The sequence below is a fragment of the Gilliamella sp. wkB108 genome, assembly GCF_001690195.1.
GTDB lineage: Bacteria > Pseudomonadota > Gammaproteobacteria > Enterobacterales > Orbaceae > Gilliamella > Gilliamella apicola_L.
Genome location: NZ_LZGM01000009.1, coordinates 1 through 23,934, shown reverse-complemented (window position 1 = coordinate 23,934; position 23,934 = coordinate 1). Strand labels below are relative to the sequence as shown.

Here is a 23,934-nt window from a genome sequence, read left to right as displayed (position 1 = left end):
TGGATATTTAAAAATCACCCAAAATATCTAGTGCTTCTGACACTTTTTTCACTGCAAATATCTGCATATTGTCAGGTCTCTTTTTCGGCATATTAGCAATCGGCACAATCGCTTTTTTAAAGCCATGTTTAGCTGCTTCAGAAATTCGTTCTTGCCCACTCGGAACCGGTCTTATTTCACCACCTAGTCCAATCTCACCAAAAATCACAACATCTTGCGGTAGCGCTCGATTACGGAAGCTCGATACTAAAGCCGCGATCAATGCTAAATCAGCGCTGGTTTCTGTTACTTTGACACCACCAACTACATTAACAAAAATATCTTGATCGGCCATTTGCAAGCCACCATGACGATGCAAAACCGCCAGTAACATAGCTAGCCGATTTTGATCTAAACCAACGGTCACCCGCCTTGGATTACCATACATTGAGTGATCGACAAGAGCTTGGATTTCAACCAGTAATGGACGGGTACCTTCCCATAACACCATGACAGAACTACCCGGCAACATTTCATCACCGCGACTTAAGAAGATAGCAGAGGGATTACTGACCTCTTTTAACCCTTGTTCGGTCATGGCAAATACGCCAAGTTCATTCACTGCGCCAAAGCGATTTTTATGGCTTCGTAATGTTCTAAACCGAGAATCTGCATCACCGTCTAATAAAATTGAGCAATCAATACAATGCTCTAACACTTTAGGACCTGCTAGCGAGCCATCTTTAGTCACATGCCCGACCATAATAATAGCGATCCCTTTAGTTTTAGCAAAACGGGTTAAATAAGCGGCCGTTTCACGCACTTGCGCCACACTACCGGGCGATGATTGAATATCAGCAAGGTGCATCACTTGGATAGAGTCAATTACCATTAATTTGGGTTGCGATTGCTCTGCCAGTAGGCAGATCTGTTCAATGCTGGTTTCTGACAGCATATTAATATTATCTGTTGGTAAACCTAAACGATATGCACGCATTGCTACTTGTTGTAAAGACTCTTCACCTGTCACATACAAGGTATTCATTTGTGAGGAGAGTCTGCACATAGTTTGCAGTAACAAAGTACTTTTACCCGCCCCAGGATTACCACCAATTAAAATAGCACTACCGGGTACAACGCCACCACCTAATACCCGATCAAACTCGGAAAAACCAGTTGAAAATCGCGGGAGAGCTTCTAAGCTGATCTCAGATAGTTTTTGAATTTTAGCTTGCCCAACGCCACTACCGGCATAGCCGGTCAGTCGATCATTACGGTTTGTAGTGCTAGCTAGCCTAACTTCGGTGATAGTATTCCAAGCATGACAGGAACTGCATTGACCTTGCCAACGAGGATAATCTGCCCCACAATCATTACAGACATAAGCTCGCTTTACTGTTTTTGCCAAATTTTTCTCCTAACCTTCACTTAACAAACTGGTAGACAAAATACACCATAATCCAGTTAAATCTGCATAATTAATGCTAATTCGTGCTTTTTCGACTACTTTAGGTTTACCATGATAAGCAACGCCAAGCCCGGCAATCCGAATCATCATCAAATCATTAGCACCATCGCCAATCGCCACAGTTTGTTCAATTGGTATATCTAATGACGTTGCTAACTGTTGTAATGTTCTGGCTTTATACTTTGCATCAACAATTTGACCAGCAACTTTACCGGTTAATTTGTTATTTTTGATCTCTAATTCATTTGCATATACTGCGACTAATTTTAATTGTTGTTTTAAATGATCAGCAAAATAGGTAAAGCCACCAGAAACAATAGCTACGTGCCAGTGCTTTTTATGTAGTTCTTTGACTAAATAGGTTAAACCCGGAGTTAACGGTAAATTATCTTTGACTTGATCTAAAATCCCTTGTTGTGCGCCATTTAACGTTGCAACGCGTTTACGTAAGCTAGCTGCAAAATCAAGTTCACCACGCATGGCTTGTTCGGTCACCGCCGCAACTTGTTCTCCAACGCCGTGTAATTTGGCTAGTTCATCAATACATTCAATGCCAATCGCCGTTGAATCCATATCCATGACCAGTAATCCGGGTGAATGTAAGGTTGGTAAATTATCGATTGGTGCAACGTCAATACCTAATGTCAATGATATAGATTTAGCCTTTTTAGGCATTACGCCAGCAATACGAACAATTTGATAGGTTTTAATTTTCCATGATGAAACAATCACCATTGGCATGGCTAGTTGGTTTTGGAATTTGGATAATATGGTCTTATTTAACTTGCGCCCATAGATAATCCATCCTGTTTTGCCAGCATTATAATCAAGCGGTACGACTTCACAGCCATTTAAAGAAAGTGGTAAACCTTGCCAATGCTGTATATTTTCAGGGAGATCATTATAGGTGAGTGTGTAAGCCATATTAGAAATATCTTTTATAAACGCCAAAAATAAATTGGAAATTTATCATATCTGCCAATATTTGTCCAAACTGCGGTTTTTAGGCATATAAACTTAAAACAGAAAATGAAACGGTATAGACTCCTGAATAATTTTTACAAAAAATCCCTATTTTTAGAGTCAGAAATTTCATTTTCTGAATTTTTTTATAGATATCGATATCATTATTGACGATTAGATAGTTAATCCCCAAATGCTAAGCTGCTCTAACGCTGGGCCTAATCGCTCGCCAAGTGGTGTTAATTTATATATGACTTTTAAAGGTGGTTTATCGCCAAAAACAGTGCGCATAATTAAACCGTCATCTTCCAGTTTTTTGAGTTGGATACTTAAGGTCATATCCGTAATTTCAGGGATCACTGTTTTTAATTCACAAAAACGTTTTTCACTTAACAGCAGATAGTAAAGAATCACCCCTTTCCACCTGCCACCAATTAAATCCATCGCCAAACTAATTGGGCAATAGTAAATTTTATTTTTATAACGTTTTGACGGGCGTTGTTTATCTGTTTGCATCAAATATTCCTAACTATCTAATTTGATAGATATTGCGATAAAGTTATTTAGTAATAAACTAATGATAGAAACTATCATTTTAATAGTAAAAAAGGGAAAGGGAATCATTATGGCATTAATTATTTTAGGTCATCCAAACATTGAACAATCTGTGGCTAACAAAACAATTATTGAGAATGTACAAACCAATATGCCGGATATTGAAATACGCAATATTCATCAACTTTATCCAGACTATCAAATCAATGTCCAAGAAGAACAAGCTGCACTTTTAAGGCATAATCTGATTGTTTTACAATATCCTATGTATTGGTTTAATATGCCAGCTATTCTAAAAATATGGTTCGATGAAGTATTAACTTACCAATTTGCCTATGGCTCTAACGGCGATAAATTAAAAAATAAAAAACTGTTACCGAGTTTGACCATTGGAGCCAATGAAGAAGTTTATCAACAAGATGGGCATAATTTAATCGATGATTTTTTACAACCAGTCAAAATCTCAACCATCTATACGCAAATGCAATATCTTTCACCGATTTTTATATATGGCGTGTCACCAGTGATTGAAAGTAGCCACGATAAAATAAAAGCGTTAGCGTTAAAACAAAGCCAACGATTACAAGAAATCATTAAACAACATAGCTGATTATAATCAAATGTGATGATTTAGATTTTCTTTGCGATCATCACATACTATTTATCTCTTAGTATTTATTTAATACTGCATAAAAGAAGCCATCCCCCCCTTCTGGTGCTGGTAATAATTGTTTTAATTCACCTTGTAGCTTAGCATCATTATGCGCTTGTAAAAAACGTTCAATTTGTAATTTATTTTCATCGGGTAAAATTGAACAAGTTGCATAAACTAATGTGCCACCGACTTTTAAATAGTGCCAAATTTTGCTTAGAATAGCATATTGTAGCTCAGTTAATTGCGCGATATCGCTATCTCTACGCAACCATTTTATATCGGGATGACGGCGGATAACGCCGGTTGCCGAACAGGGTGCATCAAGCAAAATTCGGTCAAACTCTTGCCCCGCACACCACTTTTCAGGCGTCAGTCCATCTCCGACTTTAACTTCTGCTTGTTGTTTTAAACGTGCCAAATTTTGATAGATACGTTTAACGCGACTTGCATCAATATCAACGGCTAACACGTTAGCTTTAGGGGCAACTTCCAATATATGCGTGGTTTTACCACCCGGCGCGGCACATAAATCTAAAATCTGCTCGCTGTCTTGTGGTGCTAATAAGTAGGCAGCATATTGAGCAGAGAGATCTTGCACGGTCACCGCTCCGTCAGCAAAATAGGGTAATTGATTAACGTTGACCGGTGTGAGTAACTGGAGCGCACCAGGTACCTCTGGATAACTTTTAGTTTCAATTTGTTGCTGATTAAGCAACTGTTGATACTCTTGTGTTGAATAATGCGTTTGATTAACCCGTAACCACATTGGTGGTTTTTGATTATTGGCATGCACAATAACTTGCCACTGCTGTGGGTAAGCTTGTTTAAGTCGATTTAACAACCAACTTGGGTGCAAGGTTTGGGTTACATGTTGTTTGCTATCTTGTCTAAATTTTTGCTGTAACGAGGTTTGTTGACGCAAAAATTCACGAAGAATCGCATTAACTAATCCTTTGAGTTGTACTTTTTTCAGTGACTGCACAGCACTAACCGTTTCACCGACCGCGGCGTGTTCTGGGATGCGAGTATAAAGGATCTGATAAATGCCAACTAATAGTAAGTAGTGTAAAACGCGATTTTTTCCGGTCAGAACTTTACTCATCAAGGTATGAACGTAAAAATTCAGTTCAGGTAATACGCGCATCACACCAAAGCAGATCTCTTGCACTAAAGCGCGATCTTTATTGGGTATCTTGTCATTCAACTCGGTTAAACTAGCACTCAATGAGTGTCCTTGTTCAAGCACATTAAAAATAGCTTGCGCGCAGACAGCTCGGATATTTTGCTGAGATTTATCATTCATAAAAGGTCATGCCTTAATTTAGCTATTTTGATTGATTATAAAATTAATGACCCGAGCCAACCAGCAATAAACAGTGGAATATTAAAATGGGTAAACGTCGGAATAACACTATCGCGAATATGATCATGCTGCCCATCACTGTTTAATCCTGCTGAGGTTGCTAAGATAGTATCTGACGGTGGTGAACCCGCATCACCAATTGCCCCTGACGCACCAATTAAACACACGGTTGCAACTGGTGAGAAACCGAGCTGCACACACAGTGGTACATAGATTGCAGCAATAATGGGAACGGTTGAAAATGATGATCCAATACCGAGTGTTATGACCAGTCCAACTAGCATCATCATAAATGATGCCACAACCTTATTACCTGCAAATAAAGTAGCACTGTTGTTAACTAAAGGCTCTATTTCATGAGTCTGTTTTAACACTTCGGCAAATCCTTGCGCGGAAATCATTACAAAGCCTATCATTGCCATCATTTTTATACCGTCAGTAAATACCCCGTCAGCCTCACCCCATTTAATTGATCCTGAAACAATAAAGCAGATAAAACCAATTAAAGCGCCAAGAATCATAGAGCCAGTATAAAGTTGAATACTGAATGATAAGATAATGGCGACTAATGAAACCACAAGAGAACGAACACTAACATTGGTTGTAGCTTGTGAACTCATGGTTTCATGAATAACTTGATATTGTCGTGGTTTGCGGTAACTTACAAAAATAGCCCACAGTAACCCCATAAACATCCCTAAAGCGGGAATGGCCATTGCATGCATCACATTAACATGACTGACATCCATGCCAGATGAAATGATGTTTTTTAATAATATCTGATTTAAAAAGATATTCCCAAAGCCTACAGGTAAAAACATATATGGTGTGATTAAACCAAAGGTCATAATGCAAGCAATCATGCGCCGATCAAGCTGTAATCGTGACATGACGTATAAAAGTGGTGGAATTAAAAGTGGAATAAACGCAATATGAATCGGAATCACATTTTGTGAAGAAATACTGACTAGTGCAATAATTATAATTAATGCCCATTTGATGCGTTTTTTAGCACCACTGGATGTGAGTTGCTTTACTGCCCTATCAGCTAATAACTCCGGCAAACCGGATTTTGAAATGGCAACCGCAAAGGCACCAAGCATGGCGTAGGAAAGCGCAATATTTGCACCATTGCTAATTCCCGTATTAAAAGCATTGATCGTTTCGTTTAAAGTCAGATGGCTAAATAACCCACCAATAAATGCACCAATAATCAGACTAATAACCACATGAACACGGCAAAGTGAAAGTACTAACATACTAATTACCGCAATTACAACCGCATTAATCGATGAGAAAATCCCAAGGATAAAATCCATAAATAAACTCTAGGTAGACCGTTCAAAACTATCTATTTTAGGTTATGCACAGTGAAAGTGCAATTTATACAAGGTACTCATATTCAAATAACAGGAAAAATCATGATTTATTTGATAGAACAAAAATCAAATTTGTTATTTTCAAATAGCTCTATCGTTAACTTGCTAATTTGTTAATAAATCTATATTTTAAGCAATGAATTGGTTTATATTGGGAACCTTATTTTGATAGTTATACATTGATCTATAGCAATTTGAGAGAGTTTAAATTACAGAAAATTTATGTTTTTTTAATATTAATTTTTAAGTTAAAAATGACTGCTTCTTTTGAGAAGTAATAGCGAGATAATAAAAAAACAAGCTATTTAACGTTGATTCATGGTTATCGCTAACTCATGGTGATACGATGAACTGTTTTACTAAAAGTTACTTATGGACAATTATCAGGGATGACTATTATCGAAATCATCCATTAAACAAAGTAAAATAACAAGTGAATGTATATGAGCATAATGATAATACCTTAAAAAGGATCTTACTTAAATAAAGCCCTGCTCAGCGCAAGATTACTAATGGAGAATTTTTAATGAGAAATAAAATTGATGGTCACTTTTTACTTATTGGTTTAATCGCTTATCCGATTCGTCATAGCCTATCGCCACAAATGCAAAATACTATCTATTCTAAATTAAATGTGCCTTATGTTTATTTAGCATTTGAAGTTGATCAACAAAAATTACCTGATGCTGTAAAAGGTATTCGGGCATTGGGGTTACGTGGTTCTGCCGTATCAATGCCAAATAAACAACTTGTTTGCCAATATCTTGATAAATTGACACCTGCGGTGGAAATGAGTGGGGCATGTAATACTATTTCTAACGATAATGGTGTATTAACTGGTTATAATACTGACGGTATTGGTTATATGCGTATGTTAAAAGAAGCTGGTGTTGATGTTATTAATAAAAAAATAACCCTTTTAGGTGCGGGTGGTGCAGCAACAGCTATTGTGGTGCAAGCCGCATTAGACGGTGTGAAAGAAATAGCCATATTTAATCAGAAAGATGAGTGCTATCCTAAAATAGAAGCTGTCGCCAAAAAGTTGAATGAAAAAACCAATTGTAAGGTACACGTTCATGATCTCGCTGACAAAGATCAACTAAGTAAGGAACTAGCTAGTAGTACTGTTCTTACTAACGCGACCGGTGTTGGTATGAAACCAATGGAAGGACAAAGCTTGATTACCGATCCTACTTTATTAAGAGCAGATCTAGTCGTAACAGATTGCATTTATAGTCCCCGTAAAACCAAATTACTGGAGATAGCTGAACAACAAGGATGTAAAATATTAAATGGTATTGGTATGATGTTATGGCAAGGTGCAGCACAAATCAAAATTTGGACGGGAGAAGATTCGCCAATTGAATATGTAAAAGAACAAATGGGATTTAATAATTAATGGTAAATACGTTTATCTTTAATAACCAATGTTTTACCTTAACGTCAATCATAATTACCATATTAAAGCGGATGCAAGATTAAATTTTTAGGCCAATTGGAACTTGCTTCCCCCTTTTGAAAAATGAATTTACCATTGATTAATATGAGTTTTTAATAACAGGATATACGATGAAAACGGTTACTATAAAAGATCTCAAAATCGGGTCTGGCGCGCCCAAAATTATTGTCCCAGTGGTGGGAAAAACCGAAGCTGAGCTATTTGATGAGATTACTTTTTTACAAGCTATTGATTTTGATGTTTTAGAGTGGCGCGTCGATCACTTTAACTTAGTTGATGATATTGACGCTGTTAAAGAGGTTGCTAAAAAAATCACTCAATTATTACCGAATAAACCAATTTTATTTACCTTCCGAACCGCAAACGAAGGCGGGGTTAAACCATGGCCGCTAAAATCCTATATTGAATTGAATAAAGAAATGGCTAAAAGTGGTTTAGTGGATCTAATTGATGTTGAGGTTTTTATCGGTGATGAACATGTCATTGATATTATAAATGTCGCCCACCAACACCAAGTGTTTGTGGTTGCATCAAACCATGATTTCCAAAAAACGCCTTCGAAAAGTGACATTATTTATCGATTACGAAAAATGCAAGATTTAGGTGCGGATATTCCCAAAATTGCGGTTATGCCACAAACAACAGATGATGTGTTAACGCTGCTTTCTGCAACGACTGAAATGAATGAAAAATACGCAACAAGACCAATTATTACCATGTCTATGGCAGGGCTAGGAGCAATTAGTCGAGTTGCAGGAACCACATTTGGATCATCAATGACTTTTGGTGCAGCAAAAAATGCTTCTGCGCCAGGGCAATTAGATGTTAACGCGTTACGTTATATCTTAGATGTGATGTATCGAAGCAACGCTTAATTTAAGGGTGATTTCTCCATAAATTGTTTAAATTTGCTAGGTTAATTACCTCAAAGTACTTTTGAGCTGAAAAATTAGCTATTGGCAAAAGGTTAAGATATGTTTTTAACATCAGTTAACTCACGTTATAAGAAGTTGATTAACAATTAAAAGATGTCTTGTAAAAATGAAGGAAATTTACTAACAGTTAAACAATAACGAGTATATACTTAATAAGACTATTTTCTAATTAAATAGTGAATCATTGAGTTTTATCATTTATAACGCTCAGTTTTGATTTGATTAATGGGTTAATAACTTAGTATTATTTAAGTAGATAATTAACGTAAAAGTATAAGGTTTATTTGTATGTTCTCTTGGTGGGTGAAAGCTTATTTCGCAATTATTCAAATCCCGGTTAAACTCTTTGTTAAAAGTAAACCTATTCCAACTGATCCGATAGCAGAATTAGATCTTGATACTAATCGGCCAATTTTATATGTATTGCCTTATAATTCTAATATAGATTTAATGGTCGTTCGTTCGCTCTGTTTGCGTTACGATCTCCCCGATCCGTTAGAAGGTATCAACATTAATGGTAAATTAGTGCCGGGCTTTATCTATATTGATAAAGGTCCAGGTATTTTTGCCTCAAAGCGTCAACAAAATAAAGCAATAGAAATTTTAAGAGATTATATTTCAGCTCATCAACAAGATCATGATCTTGATATTCAATTATTACCAGTTTCGGTAATGTTTGGTCGAAGTCCAGATAAGGAAGGCAAAAAAAAACCAGCACTACAGGTGTTAGGCGCAACTTATAAGTTATATAAAATAATTGTGTCAGGTCGTGATTGCTATACACATTTTTCGCGAACGGTTTCCTTTAAAGAAATTAAAGTTGATGATAAACAAGATCTCTCTTTTTTAGCTCACAAATTAGCACGTGTTGCCCGTATTCATTTCGCTAAACAACGAATCGCGTCAGTTGGACCAAAACTCCCTGTCCGTCAGGCAATGCTCAATAAGTTATTAAATAATCCTGGACTTGCAGAAGCGATACAAGAAGAAGCAAAAAGCAAAAATATTAGTCTTGAAAAAGCGAAGAAAAATGCATTATCCATGTTAAACGAAATCGCAGCTTGTTTTTCTTATCGAATGCTGAGAATTACTGATTTTGTGTTAACTTGGGCTTGGCATCGATTATATCAAGGTCTAAAAGTGACTAACGCAGATCCCGTGCGTGAACTGGCACAAAATGGACATGAAATTGTCTATGCGCCTTGTCATCGTAGCCATATGGATTATTTGCTATTATCTTATGTTCTTTATCGTCAAGGGTTAGTCCCGCCACATATTGCCGCTGGAATCAACTTAAACTTTTGGCCTGCGGGCCCTATTTTTAGACATCTTGGGGCATTCTTTATTCGTCGTTCATTTAAAGGTAACAAACTTTATACTGCTGTTTTTCGTGAGTATTTAGCTGAGTTATTTATCCGTGGCTATGCAGTAGAGTATTTTATTGAAGGTGGTCGTTCACGTACTGGTCGATTATTAGATCCTAAAACAGGTATGTTGATGATGACTATTCAGACCCTATTGCGAGGTGATGCTCGCCCTATTACCGTTGTACCGGTCTATATTGGTTATGAACATGTTTTAGAAGTCGCTACTTATGCCAATGAACTACGCGGCGCCAAAAAAGAGAAAGAGAGTTTGTGGCGAACAATTAAGGCCTTTTTTAAATTGAAAAAATTAGGTTTTGGTTATGTTAATTTTGGACAGCCAATCCCATTAAATCAATTTTTAAATAATCATATTCCGGATTGGCGTGACGCTATTGATCCTACAGGTACGCAGCGCCCTAACTGGTTAACGCCGACAACAAATCTATTAGCAACACAGATCATGGAGCGCATCAATGCTTCCGCTGCCATTAATGCGATGAACTTATGTTGCTCAATTTTACTTGCCGCAGATCAGCGCGCACTAACTAAAGTTAGACTGATTGAGCATATTAATTATCTTTTAAGATTGTTAAAAAATATTCCTTATTCAGATTTGATAACTATACCCGATCAAACCGCTGAAGAACTCTTTGAACATGCCAAAGAAATGGGAAAATTTGTGATTACTACTGATGAAGTCGGTGAAATTGTTGGTTTAACCACGGAACAAGCTGTTTTGATGACTTATTACCGTAATAATATTCAACATTTACTTATTACGCCGGCGATTGTGGCAAGAATTTTACTTAAACATAATCGTATCTCCACTGATGAAGTCATTGAACAGGTTAAGCTACTGTTCCCTTTAATTAAATCGGAATTATTTCTTTATCATAATGAAGAACAACTTACCGAGTATGTACATCAAATTTTGTTAACCTATACAGAACTTAATTTAATCAATAATTCATCTGATAAATTAGTATTAAATTACTTGAAAATGTCAGGCTTACAATTAATTGCATCGTCTTCAAAAGATACACTACAGCGTTATGTGATTGCTTTTTCTTTATTGCAAAAAGACCCAACAATCAGCCGGGCTACCCTTGAAAAAGAAGGTCGGTTAATCGCTGAACGTTTGTCTGTTTTACACGGCATTAATGCGCCTGAATTTTTCGATAAAGGTGTCTTTTCCATACTGGTTGCCTCATTACGTGAACAAGGTTATCTGGATGATAAAGATGGGGCGAATATTCAAAAAATTGAAAAAATGAATGAAATCCTTAAACCGCTTATTACTACTCGAATTATGCAAACAATTGATGAGTTTAACCCTCTTATAAAACCATAGTTTATTTAAGCTTCCTTATTTTGCTTGTCTATTCAACATAGGCAAGCATATTTTTTTCATAGATATATATGAAATACCCAAATAGGTTAAAATGTCATTTGGGTATAAAATATTTGCTACTTTACTTACAAAAATTTGTAAAGAAATAAAATAATGATGCCGCTTTATTTTTTTGACTTATGTCAAACTTTATCTATTCACTCTTGTTTTTTCCTTTATTTCCATTTAATAAACGATTATTATTAACCACAATAGGAATGTGTAAATATTCCAACATAATAATTCACATAATGTAATGTCAGCTTTCTAAGGAGTGCATATGCTGCTTAACCGTAGACAGTTCTTTAAGATCTGTGCTGGTGGCATGGCTGGTACAACTGTAGCCACACTGGGTTTAGCCCCAAATGTGGCGCTTGCCCAAACTCGCCAATTTAAATTAATAAAATCAAAAGAGACGCGTAATAACTGTACCTATTGTTCTGTTGGATGCGGTATGCTTCTTTATAGTCGTGGAGACGGTGCAAAAAATGCAGAGTCATCTATTTTCCATGTCGAAGGTGATCCTGATCATCCGGTAAGCCGTGGTTCGCTTTGCCCTAAAGGTGCAGGCGTGCTTGATTATATTAAATGCGAAAATCGCGTAAAATATCCAGAATATCGCGCGCCAGGATCGGATAAATGGCAACGAATTAGTTGGGATGAAGCTATTGATCGAATTGCTCGTTTAATGAAAGCTGATCGTGATAAGAATTTTATTGAGAAAAATGAAAAAGGCACTACGGTTAATCGTTGGACAACAACCGGATGGCTAGTCACCTCTGCGGCTAGTAACGAAACCGGCTGGTTAGCATTTAAAGTGGCTCGTTCGCTTGGTATGTTGAGCCTTGAAACCCAAGCAAGGGTTTGTCATGGTCCTTCGGTATCAAGTTTAGCAGCAACGTTTGGACGTGGCGCCATGACCAATAACTGGAATGATATTAAAAATGCTAATGTGGTTATTGTCATGGGCGGAAATGCTGCCGAAGCTCACCCGGTTGGCTTTAAATGGGCAATCGAGGCAAAAATCAGTAATGGCGCTGAGTTGATAGCTATTGATCCACGTTTTCATCGTACTGCATCGGTTGCTGACCATTATGTGCCAATTCGTTCTGGATCTGATATTGCATTTCTTCTCGGTATTATCAATTACCTCATTACTCATAATGAAGTTAATTTTGAATATTTAGTGACACACAGTAATGCAAGTTTGATTGTGCGTGATGACTTTAATTTTGATGTTAATAGTGGACTATTTAGTGGTTATGATGCTAATAATCGCCAATATGATCAGACTAGCTGGGCATATCAAACTGATGATAAAGGTTATGCTCTTAGAGATAAGACGCTCAATCATCCTCGTTGCGTTTGGAATTTACTTAAACAACACGTGAGTCGCTATACACCAGAAATGGTAAATAAGGTTACCGGCAGTCCTGTCGAGAGTTTTTTACATGTCTGTCGTTCACTAGCAAGTACTAAAACCAATGATCGTGCAGCGACTTTTTTATATGCCTTAGGTTGGACTCAACACACTTATGGTACTCAAATTATCCGTACCGCAGCAATGATCCAACTTATTTTAGGTAATATTGGTGTAATGGGTGGCGGAATTAATGCGCTGCGTGGACATTCAAATATTCAAGGTTTAACCGATGTAGGTTTATTATCAAACCGTCTGCCAGCCTATCTTGACTTGCCGAAAGACTCGCAAGTTTCACTGGAACAGTATTTAGCAGAAAAAACACCTAAGCCACTTGGTCCTAGCGAAGTTAATTTTTGGGGAAATTATCCAAAATTCTTTGTCAGCTTTATGAAGTCTATGTTTGGTGATAAATCAACCAAAGATAATGATTGGGGTTTTGATTGGCTGCCTAAATGGGATAAAACCTATGACATATTACGTTTTAGTAAAATGATGCGAGATGGTCAAGCCAACGGCTTTATTTGCCAAGGATTTAATCCTCTGGCAGCGCTTCCTGATAAAAATAGTATTCGTGAAGGATTATCCAATTTAAAATTCTTAGTGAATATCGATCCTTTACCAACTGAAACTGCTGAATTTTGGAAAAATCATGGCGAATCAAACGATGTCGATCCAAGTAAGATCCAAACCGAAGTTTTTAGACTGCCAGCCAACTGTTTTGCTGAAGAGAATGGCACGATAGTGAATTCTTCACGTTGGTTACAATGGCATTGGGCCGCCGCCAGACCACCTTATGAAACATTATACGATCCAGAAATTATTGCGCGTATCTTTCTAAGAATTAAAGAGTTATACGCGGAAGAAGGTGGCGCTTATCATGATCCGATAAATAATTTAGTTTGGGATTATCAAGATCCTGAGGGGCCAGCGGCTGAAGAGCTAGCAAGAGATTATAATGGTAAAGCACTAGCCGATCTTACTGATGCAAACGGTAATATCATCCTCAAAAAAGGTCAGCAACTTAGCGGCTTTTCACAACTTAAAGCGGATGGCACAACTTCATCAGGCATTTGGATCTTCTGTGGTTCATGGACTGAACAAGGCAATCAAATGGCAAGACGTGATCCGAGCGATCCTTCTGGTAAAGGTGTTCATAGTGGTTGGGCTTGGGCTTGGCCTATGAATCGACGCGTACTTTATAATCGTGCTTCGGCTGATGAAAATGGAAATCCATGGGATCCTAAACGTGTCTTAATCAAATGGAATGGTACAAATTGGGAAGGAAATGATGTTGCTGATTTCACGGCAACATTATCACCAAGCTCTGGAGCGGGTGCATTTATTATGAATAATGATGGTTTAGGCGGATTATTTTGTTTAAATCGTTTAGTCGATGGCCCTTTCCCTGAACATTATGAACCGTTTGAAACACCTATTTCAAATAATCCACTACATCCAAGTCAAGTTAATAGTCCTGTTGCTAGAGCCTTTAAAGAAGATTTAGCGCGATTAGGTAATGCCAATGAATTCCCTTATGTTGGCACAACTTATAGTATTACCGAACATTTCCATTTCTGGACCCAGCATGCAAGACTCGCTTCAATAACTCAGCCAGAACAATTTATTGAATTAAGTGAAAATCTGGCTAAGAAAAAAGGCATTAAATTAGGAGATACTGTGAAAGTAACCTCTAATAGAGGTTATATCAAGGCAAAGGCAGTGGTAACAAAACGCCTTCCAACCTTAACCGTTGATGGTAAAGAGATCGAAACCATTGGGATCCCAATTGTATGGGGATTCACAGGTCAGACTAAGAAAGGATTTTTGGTAAATGAATTGACGCCTCATCTTGGTGATGCTAATTCACAAACACCAGAATATAAATCATTCTTAGTTAATATCGAAAAAGTTACCGTGGCGGCATAGGAAAAGGAGGTTAAATTATGTCATTACAAACACAAGATATTATCCGTCGCTCTGCAACAAATTCGTTAACGCCAGCGCCACGAGCAAGAGATTATCAGCAAGAAGTAGCAAAGCTAATTGATGTTACCACGTGTATCGGTTGTAAAGCATGTCAGGTGGCTTGTAGCGAGTGGAACGATCTTCGTGCCGAAATCGGTCATACTGTCGGTGTTTATGATAATCCGGCTGATTTAGAGCCTAAAGCATGGACAGTGATGCGATATTCCGAAGTTGAGGTTAATGGTAAATTTGAATGGCTTATTCGTAAAGATGGTTGTATGCACTGTGCCGATCCCGGTTGCTTGAAAGCATGCCCTTCCGAAGGCGCAATTATTCAATATGCTAATGGTATTGTGGATTTCCAGTCAGAGCATTGTATCGGTTGCGGTTACTGTATTGCCGGTTGTCCATTTAATATTCCTCGAGTAAGTAAAGAAGATAATCACTCTTATAAATGTACTTTATGTGTCGATCGTGTCGCTGTTGGTCAAGAGCCTGCTTGTGTAAAAACGTGTCCAACTGGCGCAATTCATTTTGGTACTAAGCAAGATATGATTCGTCATGCTGAGCATCGAATCGTTGATTTGAAAAAACGGGGTTTTGAACATGCAGGGCTTTATGATCCGCAAGGCGTTGGAGGCACTCATGTTATGTATGTACTCCACCATGCTGATCAACCTGAACTTTATCATGGTTTGCCAAAAGATCCGCATATTAGCGAAATAGTTAAATTCTGGAAAGGTGCTTGGAAGCCACTTTCCGCAGCTGCGTTTGTCGCCACATTTGCTGGTTTACTCTTCCATTATATGGGCGTTGGCGCAATCGAAGTAGATGATGAAGATATTGAGCATGAGCAAGAAGCTGATCAGCAGGCTCGAAAACGGTTAGGTTTGCCGATTTTCGGTCGTAAAAATACCTCAAGTTCATCACAACAGGAGAATCGTCATGAATAAGAAAGGGATGATTTTAAGAACACCTCTTATAGTTCGCTTCTGCCATTGGTGTATGGTATGTCTGTTTATTTTAACTGCACTTTCAGGCTTATCTTTATTCTTTCCGTCCATGAAATTGTTTGGGTTAGTATTGGGAACACCACAATTAGTTAGAGTATTACATCCGATTCTCGGTTGTATTGTGTTTGTGATGTTGATGTTTATGTTTTTGAAACTCGCTCATCATAATATTCCTAATAAAAATGATATTTTATGGCTTAAAAACTTTAAAAAAGTGATTATGGGGAAAGAAGAAGGTATTCCGATTGGTAAGTATAATGTTGGACAGAAGTTTTTATTCTGGTGCATTATGGGGTTAATATCTGTGCTGTTCTTCTCTGGTATGATCATGTGGCGTAGATATGTTTCGGATTATTTTCCTGTCCAAGTTGTTCGAATTGCAATATTTTTTCACTCTTTAGCGGCAATTGGGTTGATCTTGCTAGTTATTGGGCATGCCTATATGGCTATTTGGGTTAAAGGCTCAATTAAAGGCATGATAACAGGTTATGTATCCCGTGCATGGGCGCGTAAAAACCATTCGTCATGGTATGAGCAAGAGATGGAAAAAGTTTATCAAAACGAACTCAATGCAAATGCGAATGCGACTGTGGAATCTAAAACCAAATCAACCGAAATAGAACACAAACCAGCATAATAAAAAACTTTCTGTATAAAATAATTAATTCCGTTGATAAACCTCAGCGGAATTAATTTTTGAAATGGAAAGATTAAGGATAAAAAGAATAATAACGAGTAGGAATTTAACTATGGGCATTAAAATCATTCCACAAGAACAACTTGAACAACAAACTGTAAATTCAGTTATTAGACAAATTCCTTTATTATTTTATCCTTCACCAAAAACCCTTTACATTCATAGAGCCGAACGTTTGCGATTTTTAGCAAAAGAGAGTACGTTTAGTGATTACTTAAATTTCTGTGCCACTATTGCCGAACAACAAGCTAATATTGTTAAACAAAAGCCTATCACTGTAGATCTGACCAATATATTAAACAATGATCAACCACCGTTAAGTATCAATAATTTTCCTCTGACAAATTCATGGCAAGATTACTTAGCAACTATTTTAGATACATTTCCAACTACAACTTTGCAAATCAAACAGGTTATTGAACAGCTTCAACAAAATAGTGTTGAACAATTGCAAAATAAAGCCATATATTTACTTAAAGGTGAATTTGAACTGGTGGAAGGTAATGAATCAGTGTTTATCTGGTCTGCGCTATCCGTTTATTACAGCCAACTTGCTAGCCAAATTAAAGGTAAAGCTATCGCCGAAAATACCAATAAACATTGGTATTGCCCGGTTTGTAGTAGTATGCCTGTTGCAAGCGTCATTCAATTAGGCAACAATGTTGGTTTACGTTATTTACATTGTAGCTTATGTGAAAGTGAATGGTATGTTCCTCGCGTAAAATGTACCAGTTGTGATAATATGAAAGATATTCAATATTTTTCTTTAGATAATGAACTTTCTGCAACTAAAACAGAATGTTGTGAAGCTTGTTGTAGCTACTTAAAAATCTTAGATCAAGATAAAGATCCTCACATTGAAGTGATTGCAGATGATATTGCCTCCCTTATTTTGGATATGAAAACTGAAGAAGAAGGTTTTGCTAAAAGTGGCATTAATCCTTTTGTTTTTGCCTAAAGAAGAAAAGCAGTTAAATCAAATTATGCTTTAAGTAAAAGGTCTTTACCTATATTTGAGTGATAAAGCGAATAACTCAAACATATCCCATTTCTGCAACTTTTTAACCTATCTATAATTTTTCCAATGAAGCTTAACTTTAAAATAATTTTCAATAAAACAAAAATACAACTTAACATTTTTATTTTATAACGTTAGAATGGAACTATTGTACTAGTTTGCGAGTGTGTTTATATGAAACGTTATGGCTTTTTGCTAACAATATTATTACTTTTTCCATTTATTACTTTAGCTGATACGACTAAGAATGTTGCGATTACCGCTATCGTTGAGCATCCATCTTTAGATCAAATCCGTGATGGTGTAAAAGATGAATTGATTGAGAATGGTTATAGATTAAATGATGATTTAAATGTGCAGTATAAAAGTGCGCAAGGTAGTAGTGCAACAGCAGCTCAAATTGCCAGGCAATTTGTTGCAGCTAAACCAGATGTAATTGTAGCTATTGCAACACCAAGCGCCCAAGCAACTGCAGCGGCTACCAAGCAGATCCCTTTAGTTTTTGCAGGAATCACCGATCCTATTGCCGCCAAATTAATTAAAAATTGGGAACCGTCTGGCACCAATATTACTGGCGTTTCCGATCAGCAAGAAACCGGACCGCAAATTGAGTTTATGAAAAAGATTGTCCCAAATGTGAAATCAGTAGGTTATATTTACAGCCCTAATGAGATTAACTCTACGGTAGTACTAAAAAGCCTGCAAACTTTACTGGCAGAACAAAATATTGCTTTTTTCGCAGTACCGGCACAACGTACCGCTGATATTTCAACTGCGGCAAATACTTTGAAAGGTAAGGTTGATTTGATCTATACCACTACTGATAATAATGTAGTATCTGCTTATGAATCATTAGTAAAATTTGCTAATGAAAACAAAATTCCTTTGTTAGCCTCTTTTCCTGATGCGATTGAACGTGGAGCGGTTGCGGCATATGGCATGAGTTATTACGATGTAGGTCGTCAATCAGGTAAGTTAGTGGTACGTATTTTAAAAGGGGAAAAACCCGGAGACATTAAACCTGAAATTGGGCAAACACTACGTTTAGTTCTGAATGTGGATGCAGCTAAAAAACAAGGAGTAACATTATCTCCAGAAATTATCCAGTCAGCATATAAAGTTATCGGTCAATAATCTTAACTTTATTTTAGAATTGATAATGGTTAAATTAATATCATTTTGCTCACTATTGTGTGGGCAAAGTGAATACATTTAGTATTCCTTTTTAAAATAGAATAATACCTGATTTTCTATAATTTAGTTAGTTTTCTACAGTGAACTATAATGGATAATATTCCCTGTTGGTGAAAAGATAATTTTAAAGCTATTTAAATTAACATAACCATTAAAATGTAATTTAAAATTTACACCTTCGTCATTTTTTACTCTAGAAAATTACACAAATATGCTTTATAGTAAAAGCATATTTAGCTTGGTTGTAAAAAAATTATTACAGAGGTACCAATATGCGTAAATCTATTATAAAAATAGCTATGTTACTGGGTTTATCAGTCATAGCTTTTTCATCATCAGCAGATCAAAAAGCTGAACAGAAATTTGTTGCCATTACCGCAATTGTTGAACATCCAGCTTTAGATAATGTGCGTAAAGGTGTAGAAGATGAGTTAAAAGACAATGGTTATATTGCCGGTGAAAATTTGAAATTACAATTTAAGAGTGCGCAAGGAAGTAGCGCCAATGCCGCGCAAATAGCAAAACAGTTTGTTGCAAGTAAACCCGATGTTATCGTCGGTATCGCAACACCTAGTTCACAAGCTTTAGTGGCTACAACAAAAACTATCCCAATCGTTTTTACTGCGGTTACAGATCCAGTTGTAGCTAAGTTGACACCTAGTTGGGAAGCATCAAAAACGAATGTTACAGGCGTTTCTGATCTGTTACCATTAGAAACACAAATTGATATGATGTTAAAATTAAAATCTAATGCTAAGAACATTGGTTATGTTTATAGTCCGAGTGAAGTCAATTCAACTATTGTTCTCAAAGAATTACAAACCGCTCTTGAAAAAAGAGGAATGAAAATTATTGCAGCTCCAGCACAACGTACTTCTGACATCTCGACTGCGGCTCGAAGCTTAAATGGTAAAGTTGATTTAATCTATACCACTACCGATAATAATGTTGTCTCAGCTTATGAAGCTTTAGCAAAAGTTGCCAATGAAAGTAAAATTCCTCTTCTTGCATCTGATCCCGATTCAGCTGAGCGAGGTGCTATTGCAGCTTTAGGTATGAGTTATTATGATCTTGGCCGACAAGCGGGTAAAATCGTTATCCGTATACTCAATGGTGAAAAACCAGGTGATATTCCACCACAAGTCGGTAACATTACTCAGTTAACTATTAGTACAAAAGCTGCTGAACGCCAAGGGGTTACATTATCTGATGATGTGTTAAAATCAGCAGCAAAAATTGTCGATAAATAATTACTTCTCTTTGTATAACTAAACCGCCAATTTTTGGCGGTTATTTTTAATGGATTTTATTCATGTCGTTTGAATTTTTACTAGGCTCTCTAGGAATTGGACTTATTTATGCGTTGGTTAGTTTAGGCGTTTTTATTTCCTTCCGTTTGCTCGATTTTCCTGATTTAACTGCCGATGCTAGTTTTCCGCTGGGTGGGGCTGTCTGTGGTTTATGTATTTATATTGGGATTGATCCTTGGCTTGCTACACTGTTTGGTATGTTAGCGGGATGCTTAGCGGGTGCAGTTACTGGGTTGTTGTATGTTAAACTCAATATATTACAATTACTTTCCAGTATTATCGTAATGATAGGACTCTATTCTATCAATCTAAGAATATTAGGTATTGGTCCTTATCTGATGAATGAAACACCAAGAATGGCAGGTTCACCTAATTTATCTTTACTGGACGCCAAAACTATTTTTTCACCATTTATAGCTGAAGATTACAGTAACCAATATCTTGTTCAACCTCTTATGGTATTAGGGTTTGTAATTGTTTTTTGGTTTTTACTAAATTTATTTTTAAATACTCAAATGGGACTAGCCCTCAGAGCAACCGGGACAAACCAGCGAATGGCCAAATCTCAAGGCATTCCAACAGGAGGCATTACCATTCTAGGCATGGCAATCTCTAATGGTTTAATTGCATTAGGTGGTTCACTATTTGTACAAACTCAAGGTGGAGCAGATATTACAATTGGTGTTGGGACCATAGTAATCGGACTTGCTTCAATCATACTCGGTGAAAGTATATTCCCTACTAAACGGATATGGGCAATTATGCTTGCGGTGATTTTCGGCTCAATTTTATATCGATTATTTATTGCTTTTGCGCTAAGTAATGAATTTCTACAAGAAATAGGTGTTGGTACTGAAGATCTCAACCTTATTACTGCAATATTAGTCGTACTAGCACTTGTTCTACCTAAGCAACTGAAAAAATACTCGAAGAAAAGAGGAAGTAAACATGATTAAAGTTGGACAATTACAATTAACCTTTAATCAAGGTACCCCGATTGAAAATCATGTATTAAGAGGTTTAGATCTCAATATTAGTGAAGGAGAGTTTGTTACAATTATTGGTAGCAATGGGGCAGGTAAAAGCTCGTTACTCAATGTCATTAGTGGTGATTTGCTTGCTGACTCTGGACATGTAATGATTAATGAAAAAGACGTGACTCGTTGGCCTGCATGGAAGCGCGCAGGAATGGTAGCCAGAGTATTTCAAGATCCTATGGTAGGTACTTGTGAAAATCTGACTATAGAAGAAAATCTAGCTATTGCTTATAATCGTGGTCACAGTTTTACTTTATGTCCTGCACTTAATCGCAAAATCAGAACAATATTTAAAGAAAAACTTGCGACTTTGAATTTAGGACTAGAGAACCGATTATCAGATATGATGGGATTACTTTCTGGTGGACAAAGACAAGCCGTTAGCCTATTAATGTCAACACTACAACCGTCTAAAATATTATTACTTGATGAGCATACCGCTGCTCTCGATCCTAAAACCGCTCAATTTGTTTTAGAGCTGACTAATGAAATTGTTTCTAAACATCATTTAACCACAATGATGGTGACTCATTCAATGAAACAAGCTTTAGAATATGGTAATAGAACGGTTATGCTTCATCAGGGTCAAGTTGTACTTGATGTATCTGGTGAACAACGAGATAAATTAACAGTTACTGATTTATTAGATATGTTTGAAAAAACACGCGGCGAAAAAGTAACAGATGATGCGTTACTTTTAGGCTAAAGTTAAATAATAAGCAATATTTTGAGCAGAAATATTGCTTGTTTATCCCAATCTATTTCTATTAATTTCTTCTAACAATCCTTTTTTTATCACATTTTGTACAAAAATCGTGTAGTATAAATATTGGCTATAGCCTTATTCTGTATCAAACAAAATTATCGATACTTTAACTTTTTTAAGGAAAATAAAATGAAGAAAACATTATTATCTTTAGCTCTTATCACATTGAGTGCAACTGTATTTGCAGCTGAACCAGCTCACACTCAAGCAGGAAATGCATCATCAGAAGCAGCTAAAACTCATCACGCCAAACTAGATCACCAAAATAATTTATTAGATATTACTATTAATAGTGACAATCCAGAAGAGACTATTAAAAAAATCACCTCTCTCTTCCCTTATGAAAAAGGTAAACAATATAGTTTACATGTCTCTATTACCGAATTTCCGGCAGTAAAAGAAGAAATACAAAAAACTCAACCACCTACATCAGCTCCAACAATTCCCCCAGTCAATACAGAAAATAAAACACCAAATCAACAATAAAATAACCAAAAGCCCAGTTAACAATCTGGGCTTACAACACTATATTAACGATCTTATTTTTATCTCACTTTATTAAAAATAATATATTTTTTAAGTTGTTACTCTTTAGCAAACCTTGTGAATATTCCAATTGCTTTTTTATTAATTACAGTCCTTCTCCTTTTGAAGGATAGAGTTTAAAAGTCGGTGGTGGGTTACTTGTCTTATTTAAGCTTTGTATTTTTCATGCATTGAAAATTGGCTGATAACATTAAATGGTTTATTAAAGGCGATTAATCTATTCATCTTTTACTATGTTAATGTCTTTTTTAGGAGTAGTTTTATTATTCACTTAGTTAATAATAACATTATTTGCATTATTTCAGTCAATATAAGCTTAACTTGTAACTACTTACTTTTATAAGTGGAGTGATTTCGAGTATTTATACTTCTTTGTTCTTTATTTATACCCTACTAGACGCTATATACAAAAAAACACCAGATACAAAAAAGCCCAGCATCTCTGCTGGGCTCTCGCTTATTTATTAGTCTGGCGGCACCCTACTCTCACATGGGTAATACCCACACTACCATCGGCACTACGGCGTTTCACTTCTGAGTTCGGCATGGGGTCAGGTGGGACCACCGCGCTATTACCGCCAGACATATTCTGTATCCTCTCTTTTCTTCGTTAATGTGTTCGTTCGCTTTCTTACCGCTATCTGCAACACACCAACCCAATCCGGAACAAACTGCTTCTTTCTCTACTTCGCGCTCCAAAACAACTCCGAGTTGTAAGGTTAAGACTCTCGGTTCATTAGTATCAGTTAGCTCAATGTATCACTACACTTACACACCTGACCTATCTACGTCTTAGTCTCAAACGGACCTTACAGATTCTCATCTGGGAAAACTCATCTTAAGGCTAGTTTCGTGCTTAGATGCTTTCAGCACTTATCTATCCCGCACGTAGCTACCGGGCAATGCAATTGGCATCACAACCCGTACACCAGCGGTGCGTTCACTTCGGTCCTCTCGTACTAGAAGCAAACCCTCTCAATTTTCCTACGCCCATGGCAGATAGGGACCGAACTGTCTCACGACGTTCTAAACCCAGCTCGCGTACCACTTTAAACGGCGAACAGCCGTACCCTTGGGACCTACTTCAGCCCCAGGATGTGATGAGCCGACATCGAGGTGCCAAACACCGCCGTCGATATGAACTCTTGGGCGGTATCAGCCTGTTATCCCCGGAGTACCTTTTATCCGTTGAGCGATGGCCCTTCCATTCAGAACCACCGGATCACTATGACCTACTTTCGTACCTGCTCGAGCCGTCACTCTCGCAGTCAAGCTAGCTTTTGCCATTGCACTAACCTCCTGATGTCCGACCAGGATTAGCTAACCTTCGTGCTCCTCCGTTACTCTTTGGGAGGAGACCGCCCCAGTCAAACTACCCACCAGACAGTGTCCCTTACCTCGATTCAGAAGTATAGGTTAGAACATCAAACATTAAAGGGTGGTATTTCAAGG

At 37.0% G+C, this 23,934-nt stretch carries 18 protein-coding genes and 2 rRNA genes; 13 read left to right on the top strand and 7 right to left on the bottom strand.

The window, feature by feature from the left end:
* Window positions 1-7 precede the first annotated feature (7 nt).
* The 3 genes from radA to A9G11_RS00730 all read right to left on the bottom strand — a co-directional run bounded on the left by radA (window position 8) and on the right by A9G11_RS00730 (window position 2,926).
* Window positions 8-1,387 carry a DNA repair protein RadA gene (gene radA, locus A9G11_RS00740; protein ID WP_065617629.1) on the bottom strand — a complete coding sequence of 460 codons (1,380 nt, stop codon included), beginning with the start codon at window positions 1,385-1,387 and terminating at the stop codon, window positions 8-10.
* Between the two features lie 9 nt (window positions 1,388-1,396).
* The gene (serB, locus tag A9G11_RS00735) at window positions 1,397-2,371 is read right to left on the bottom strand and encodes a phosphoserine phosphatase (protein ID WP_065617628.1); all 975 of its coding nucleotides are present in this window, start codon (window positions 2,369-2,371) and stop codon (window positions 1,397-1,399) included.
* A gap of 213 nt (window positions 2,372-2,584) precedes the next feature.
* A complete protein-coding gene (locus A9G11_RS00730; RefSeq protein ID WP_065617627.1) occupies window positions 2,585-2,926 on the bottom strand; it encodes a winged helix-turn-helix transcriptional regulator in 342 nt (113 codons plus the stop codon).
* Between the two features lie 109 nt (window positions 2,927-3,035).
* Here A9G11_RS00730 and A9G11_RS00725 point away from each other — a divergent pair, with 109 nt between their 5' ends.
* Window positions 3,036-3,575 (top strand): NAD(P)H-dependent oxidoreductase, encoded by a 540-nt coding sequence (locus A9G11_RS00725; protein WP_065617626.1) that lies wholly within the window; start codon window positions 3,036-3,038, stop codon window positions 3,573-3,575.
* Between the two features lie 58 nt (window positions 3,576-3,633).
* Here A9G11_RS00725 and rsmB read toward each other — a convergent pair whose 3' ends face one another.
* Both rsmB and A9G11_RS00715 read right to left on the bottom strand, forming a co-directional pair.
* Window positions 3,634-4,923 carry a 16S rRNA (cytosine(967)-C(5))-methyltransferase RsmB gene (gene rsmB, locus A9G11_RS00720; protein ID WP_065617625.1) on the bottom strand — a complete coding sequence of 430 codons (1,290 nt, stop codon included), beginning with the start codon at window positions 4,921-4,923 and terminating at the stop codon, window positions 3,634-3,636.
* Between the two features lie 35 nt (window positions 4,924-4,958).
* Window positions 4,959-6,302: a Na+/H+ antiporter family protein gene (locus A9G11_RS00715; protein ID WP_065617624.1), complete on the bottom strand. Its 1,344-nt coding sequence runs from the start codon at window positions 6,300-6,302 to the stop codon at window positions 4,959-4,961.
* A 586-nt stretch (window positions 6,303-6,888) separates the two neighbouring features.
* Here A9G11_RS00715 and A9G11_RS00710 point away from each other — a divergent pair.
* From A9G11_RS00710 to A9G11_RS00655, 12 genes are all read left to right on the top strand, one after another.
* Complete coding sequence (locus tag A9G11_RS00710; RefSeq protein WP_065617623.1) at window positions 6,889-7,761, top strand: shikimate dehydrogenase; 873 nt, start codon at window positions 6,889-6,891, stop codon at window positions 7,759-7,761.
* Between the two features lie 170 nt (window positions 7,762-7,931).
* Window positions 7,932-8,696: a type I 3-dehydroquinate dehydratase gene (aroD, locus tag A9G11_RS00705; RefSeq protein ID WP_065617622.1), complete on the top strand. Its 765-nt coding sequence runs from the start codon at window positions 7,932-7,934 to the stop codon at window positions 8,694-8,696.
* 348 nt (window positions 8,697-9,044) lie between these two features.
* The gene (plsB, locus tag A9G11_RS00700; protein WP_065617621.1) at window positions 9,045-11,474 is read left to right on the top strand and encodes a glycerol-3-phosphate 1-O-acyltransferase PlsB; all 2,430 of its coding nucleotides are present in this window, start codon (window positions 9,045-9,047) and stop codon (window positions 11,472-11,474) included.
* Between the two features lie 319 nt (window positions 11,475-11,793).
* Window positions 11,794-14,862: a formate dehydrogenase-N subunit alpha gene (gene fdnG / locus A9G11_RS00695; RefSeq protein WP_081298364.1), complete on the top strand. Its 3,069-nt coding sequence runs from the start codon at window positions 11,794-11,796 to the stop codon at window positions 14,860-14,862.
* Window positions 14,863-14,879: 17 nt separating this feature from the next.
* Entirely contained in the window at window positions 14,880-15,854 is a 975-nt protein-coding gene (gene fdxH / locus A9G11_RS00690) for a formate dehydrogenase subunit beta (RefSeq protein WP_081298363.1), read from the top strand.
* Entirely contained in the window at window positions 15,847-16,551 is a 705-nt protein-coding gene (locus A9G11_RS00685) for a formate dehydrogenase subunit gamma (RefSeq protein ID WP_065617620.1), read from the top strand. The genes fdxH and A9G11_RS00685 overlap by 8 nt, the downstream gene beginning before the upstream one ends.
* 112 nt (window positions 16,552-16,663) lie before the next feature.
* Window positions 16,664-17,569, top strand: a complete 906-nt coding sequence (gene fdhE / locus A9G11_RS00680) for a formate dehydrogenase accessory protein FdhE (RefSeq protein WP_065617619.1) — start codon at window positions 16,664-16,666, stop codon at window positions 17,567-17,569.
* 234 nt (window positions 17,570-17,803) lie between these two features.
* A complete protein-coding gene (locus tag A9G11_RS00675; RefSeq protein WP_065617618.1) occupies window positions 17,804-18,763 on the top strand; it encodes an ABC transporter substrate-binding protein in 960 nt (319 codons plus the stop codon).
* A 332-nt stretch (window positions 18,764-19,095) separates the two neighbouring features.
* A complete protein-coding gene (locus A9G11_RS00670) occupies window positions 19,096-20,073 on the top strand; it encodes an ABC transporter substrate-binding protein (RefSeq protein WP_065617617.1) in 978 nt (325 codons plus the stop codon).
* Between the two features lie 62 nt (window positions 20,074-20,135).
* The gene (locus tag A9G11_RS00665; protein ID WP_065617616.1) at window positions 20,136-21,089 is read left to right on the top strand and encodes an ABC transporter permease; all 954 of its coding nucleotides are present in this window, start codon (window positions 20,136-20,138) and stop codon (window positions 21,087-21,089) included.
* Complete coding sequence (locus tag A9G11_RS00660; protein ID WP_065617615.1) at window positions 21,082-21,876, top strand: ABC transporter ATP-binding protein; 795 nt, start codon at window positions 21,082-21,084, stop codon at window positions 21,874-21,876. The genes A9G11_RS00665 and A9G11_RS00660 overlap by 8 nt, the downstream gene beginning before the upstream one ends.
* Window positions 21,877-22,065: 189 nt before the next feature.
* On the top strand, window positions 22,066-22,422 hold the full coding sequence (locus A9G11_RS00655; protein WP_065617614.1) for a hypothetical protein: 357 nt from the start codon (window positions 22,066-22,068) through the stop codon (window positions 22,420-22,422).
* A gap of 527 nt (window positions 22,423-22,949) precedes the next feature.
* Here the strand turns inward: A9G11_RS00655 and rrf are convergent.
* Together rrf and A9G11_RS00645 are read right to left on the bottom strand one after the other, a co-directional pair.
* Window positions 22,950-23,065: ribosomal RNA gene (gene rrf, locus A9G11_RS00650) — 5S ribosomal RNA — on the bottom strand.
* Window positions 23,066-23,197: 132 nt separating this feature from the next.
* Window positions 23,198-23,934, bottom strand: a 23S ribosomal RNA gene (locus A9G11_RS00645); the annotation flags it as partial.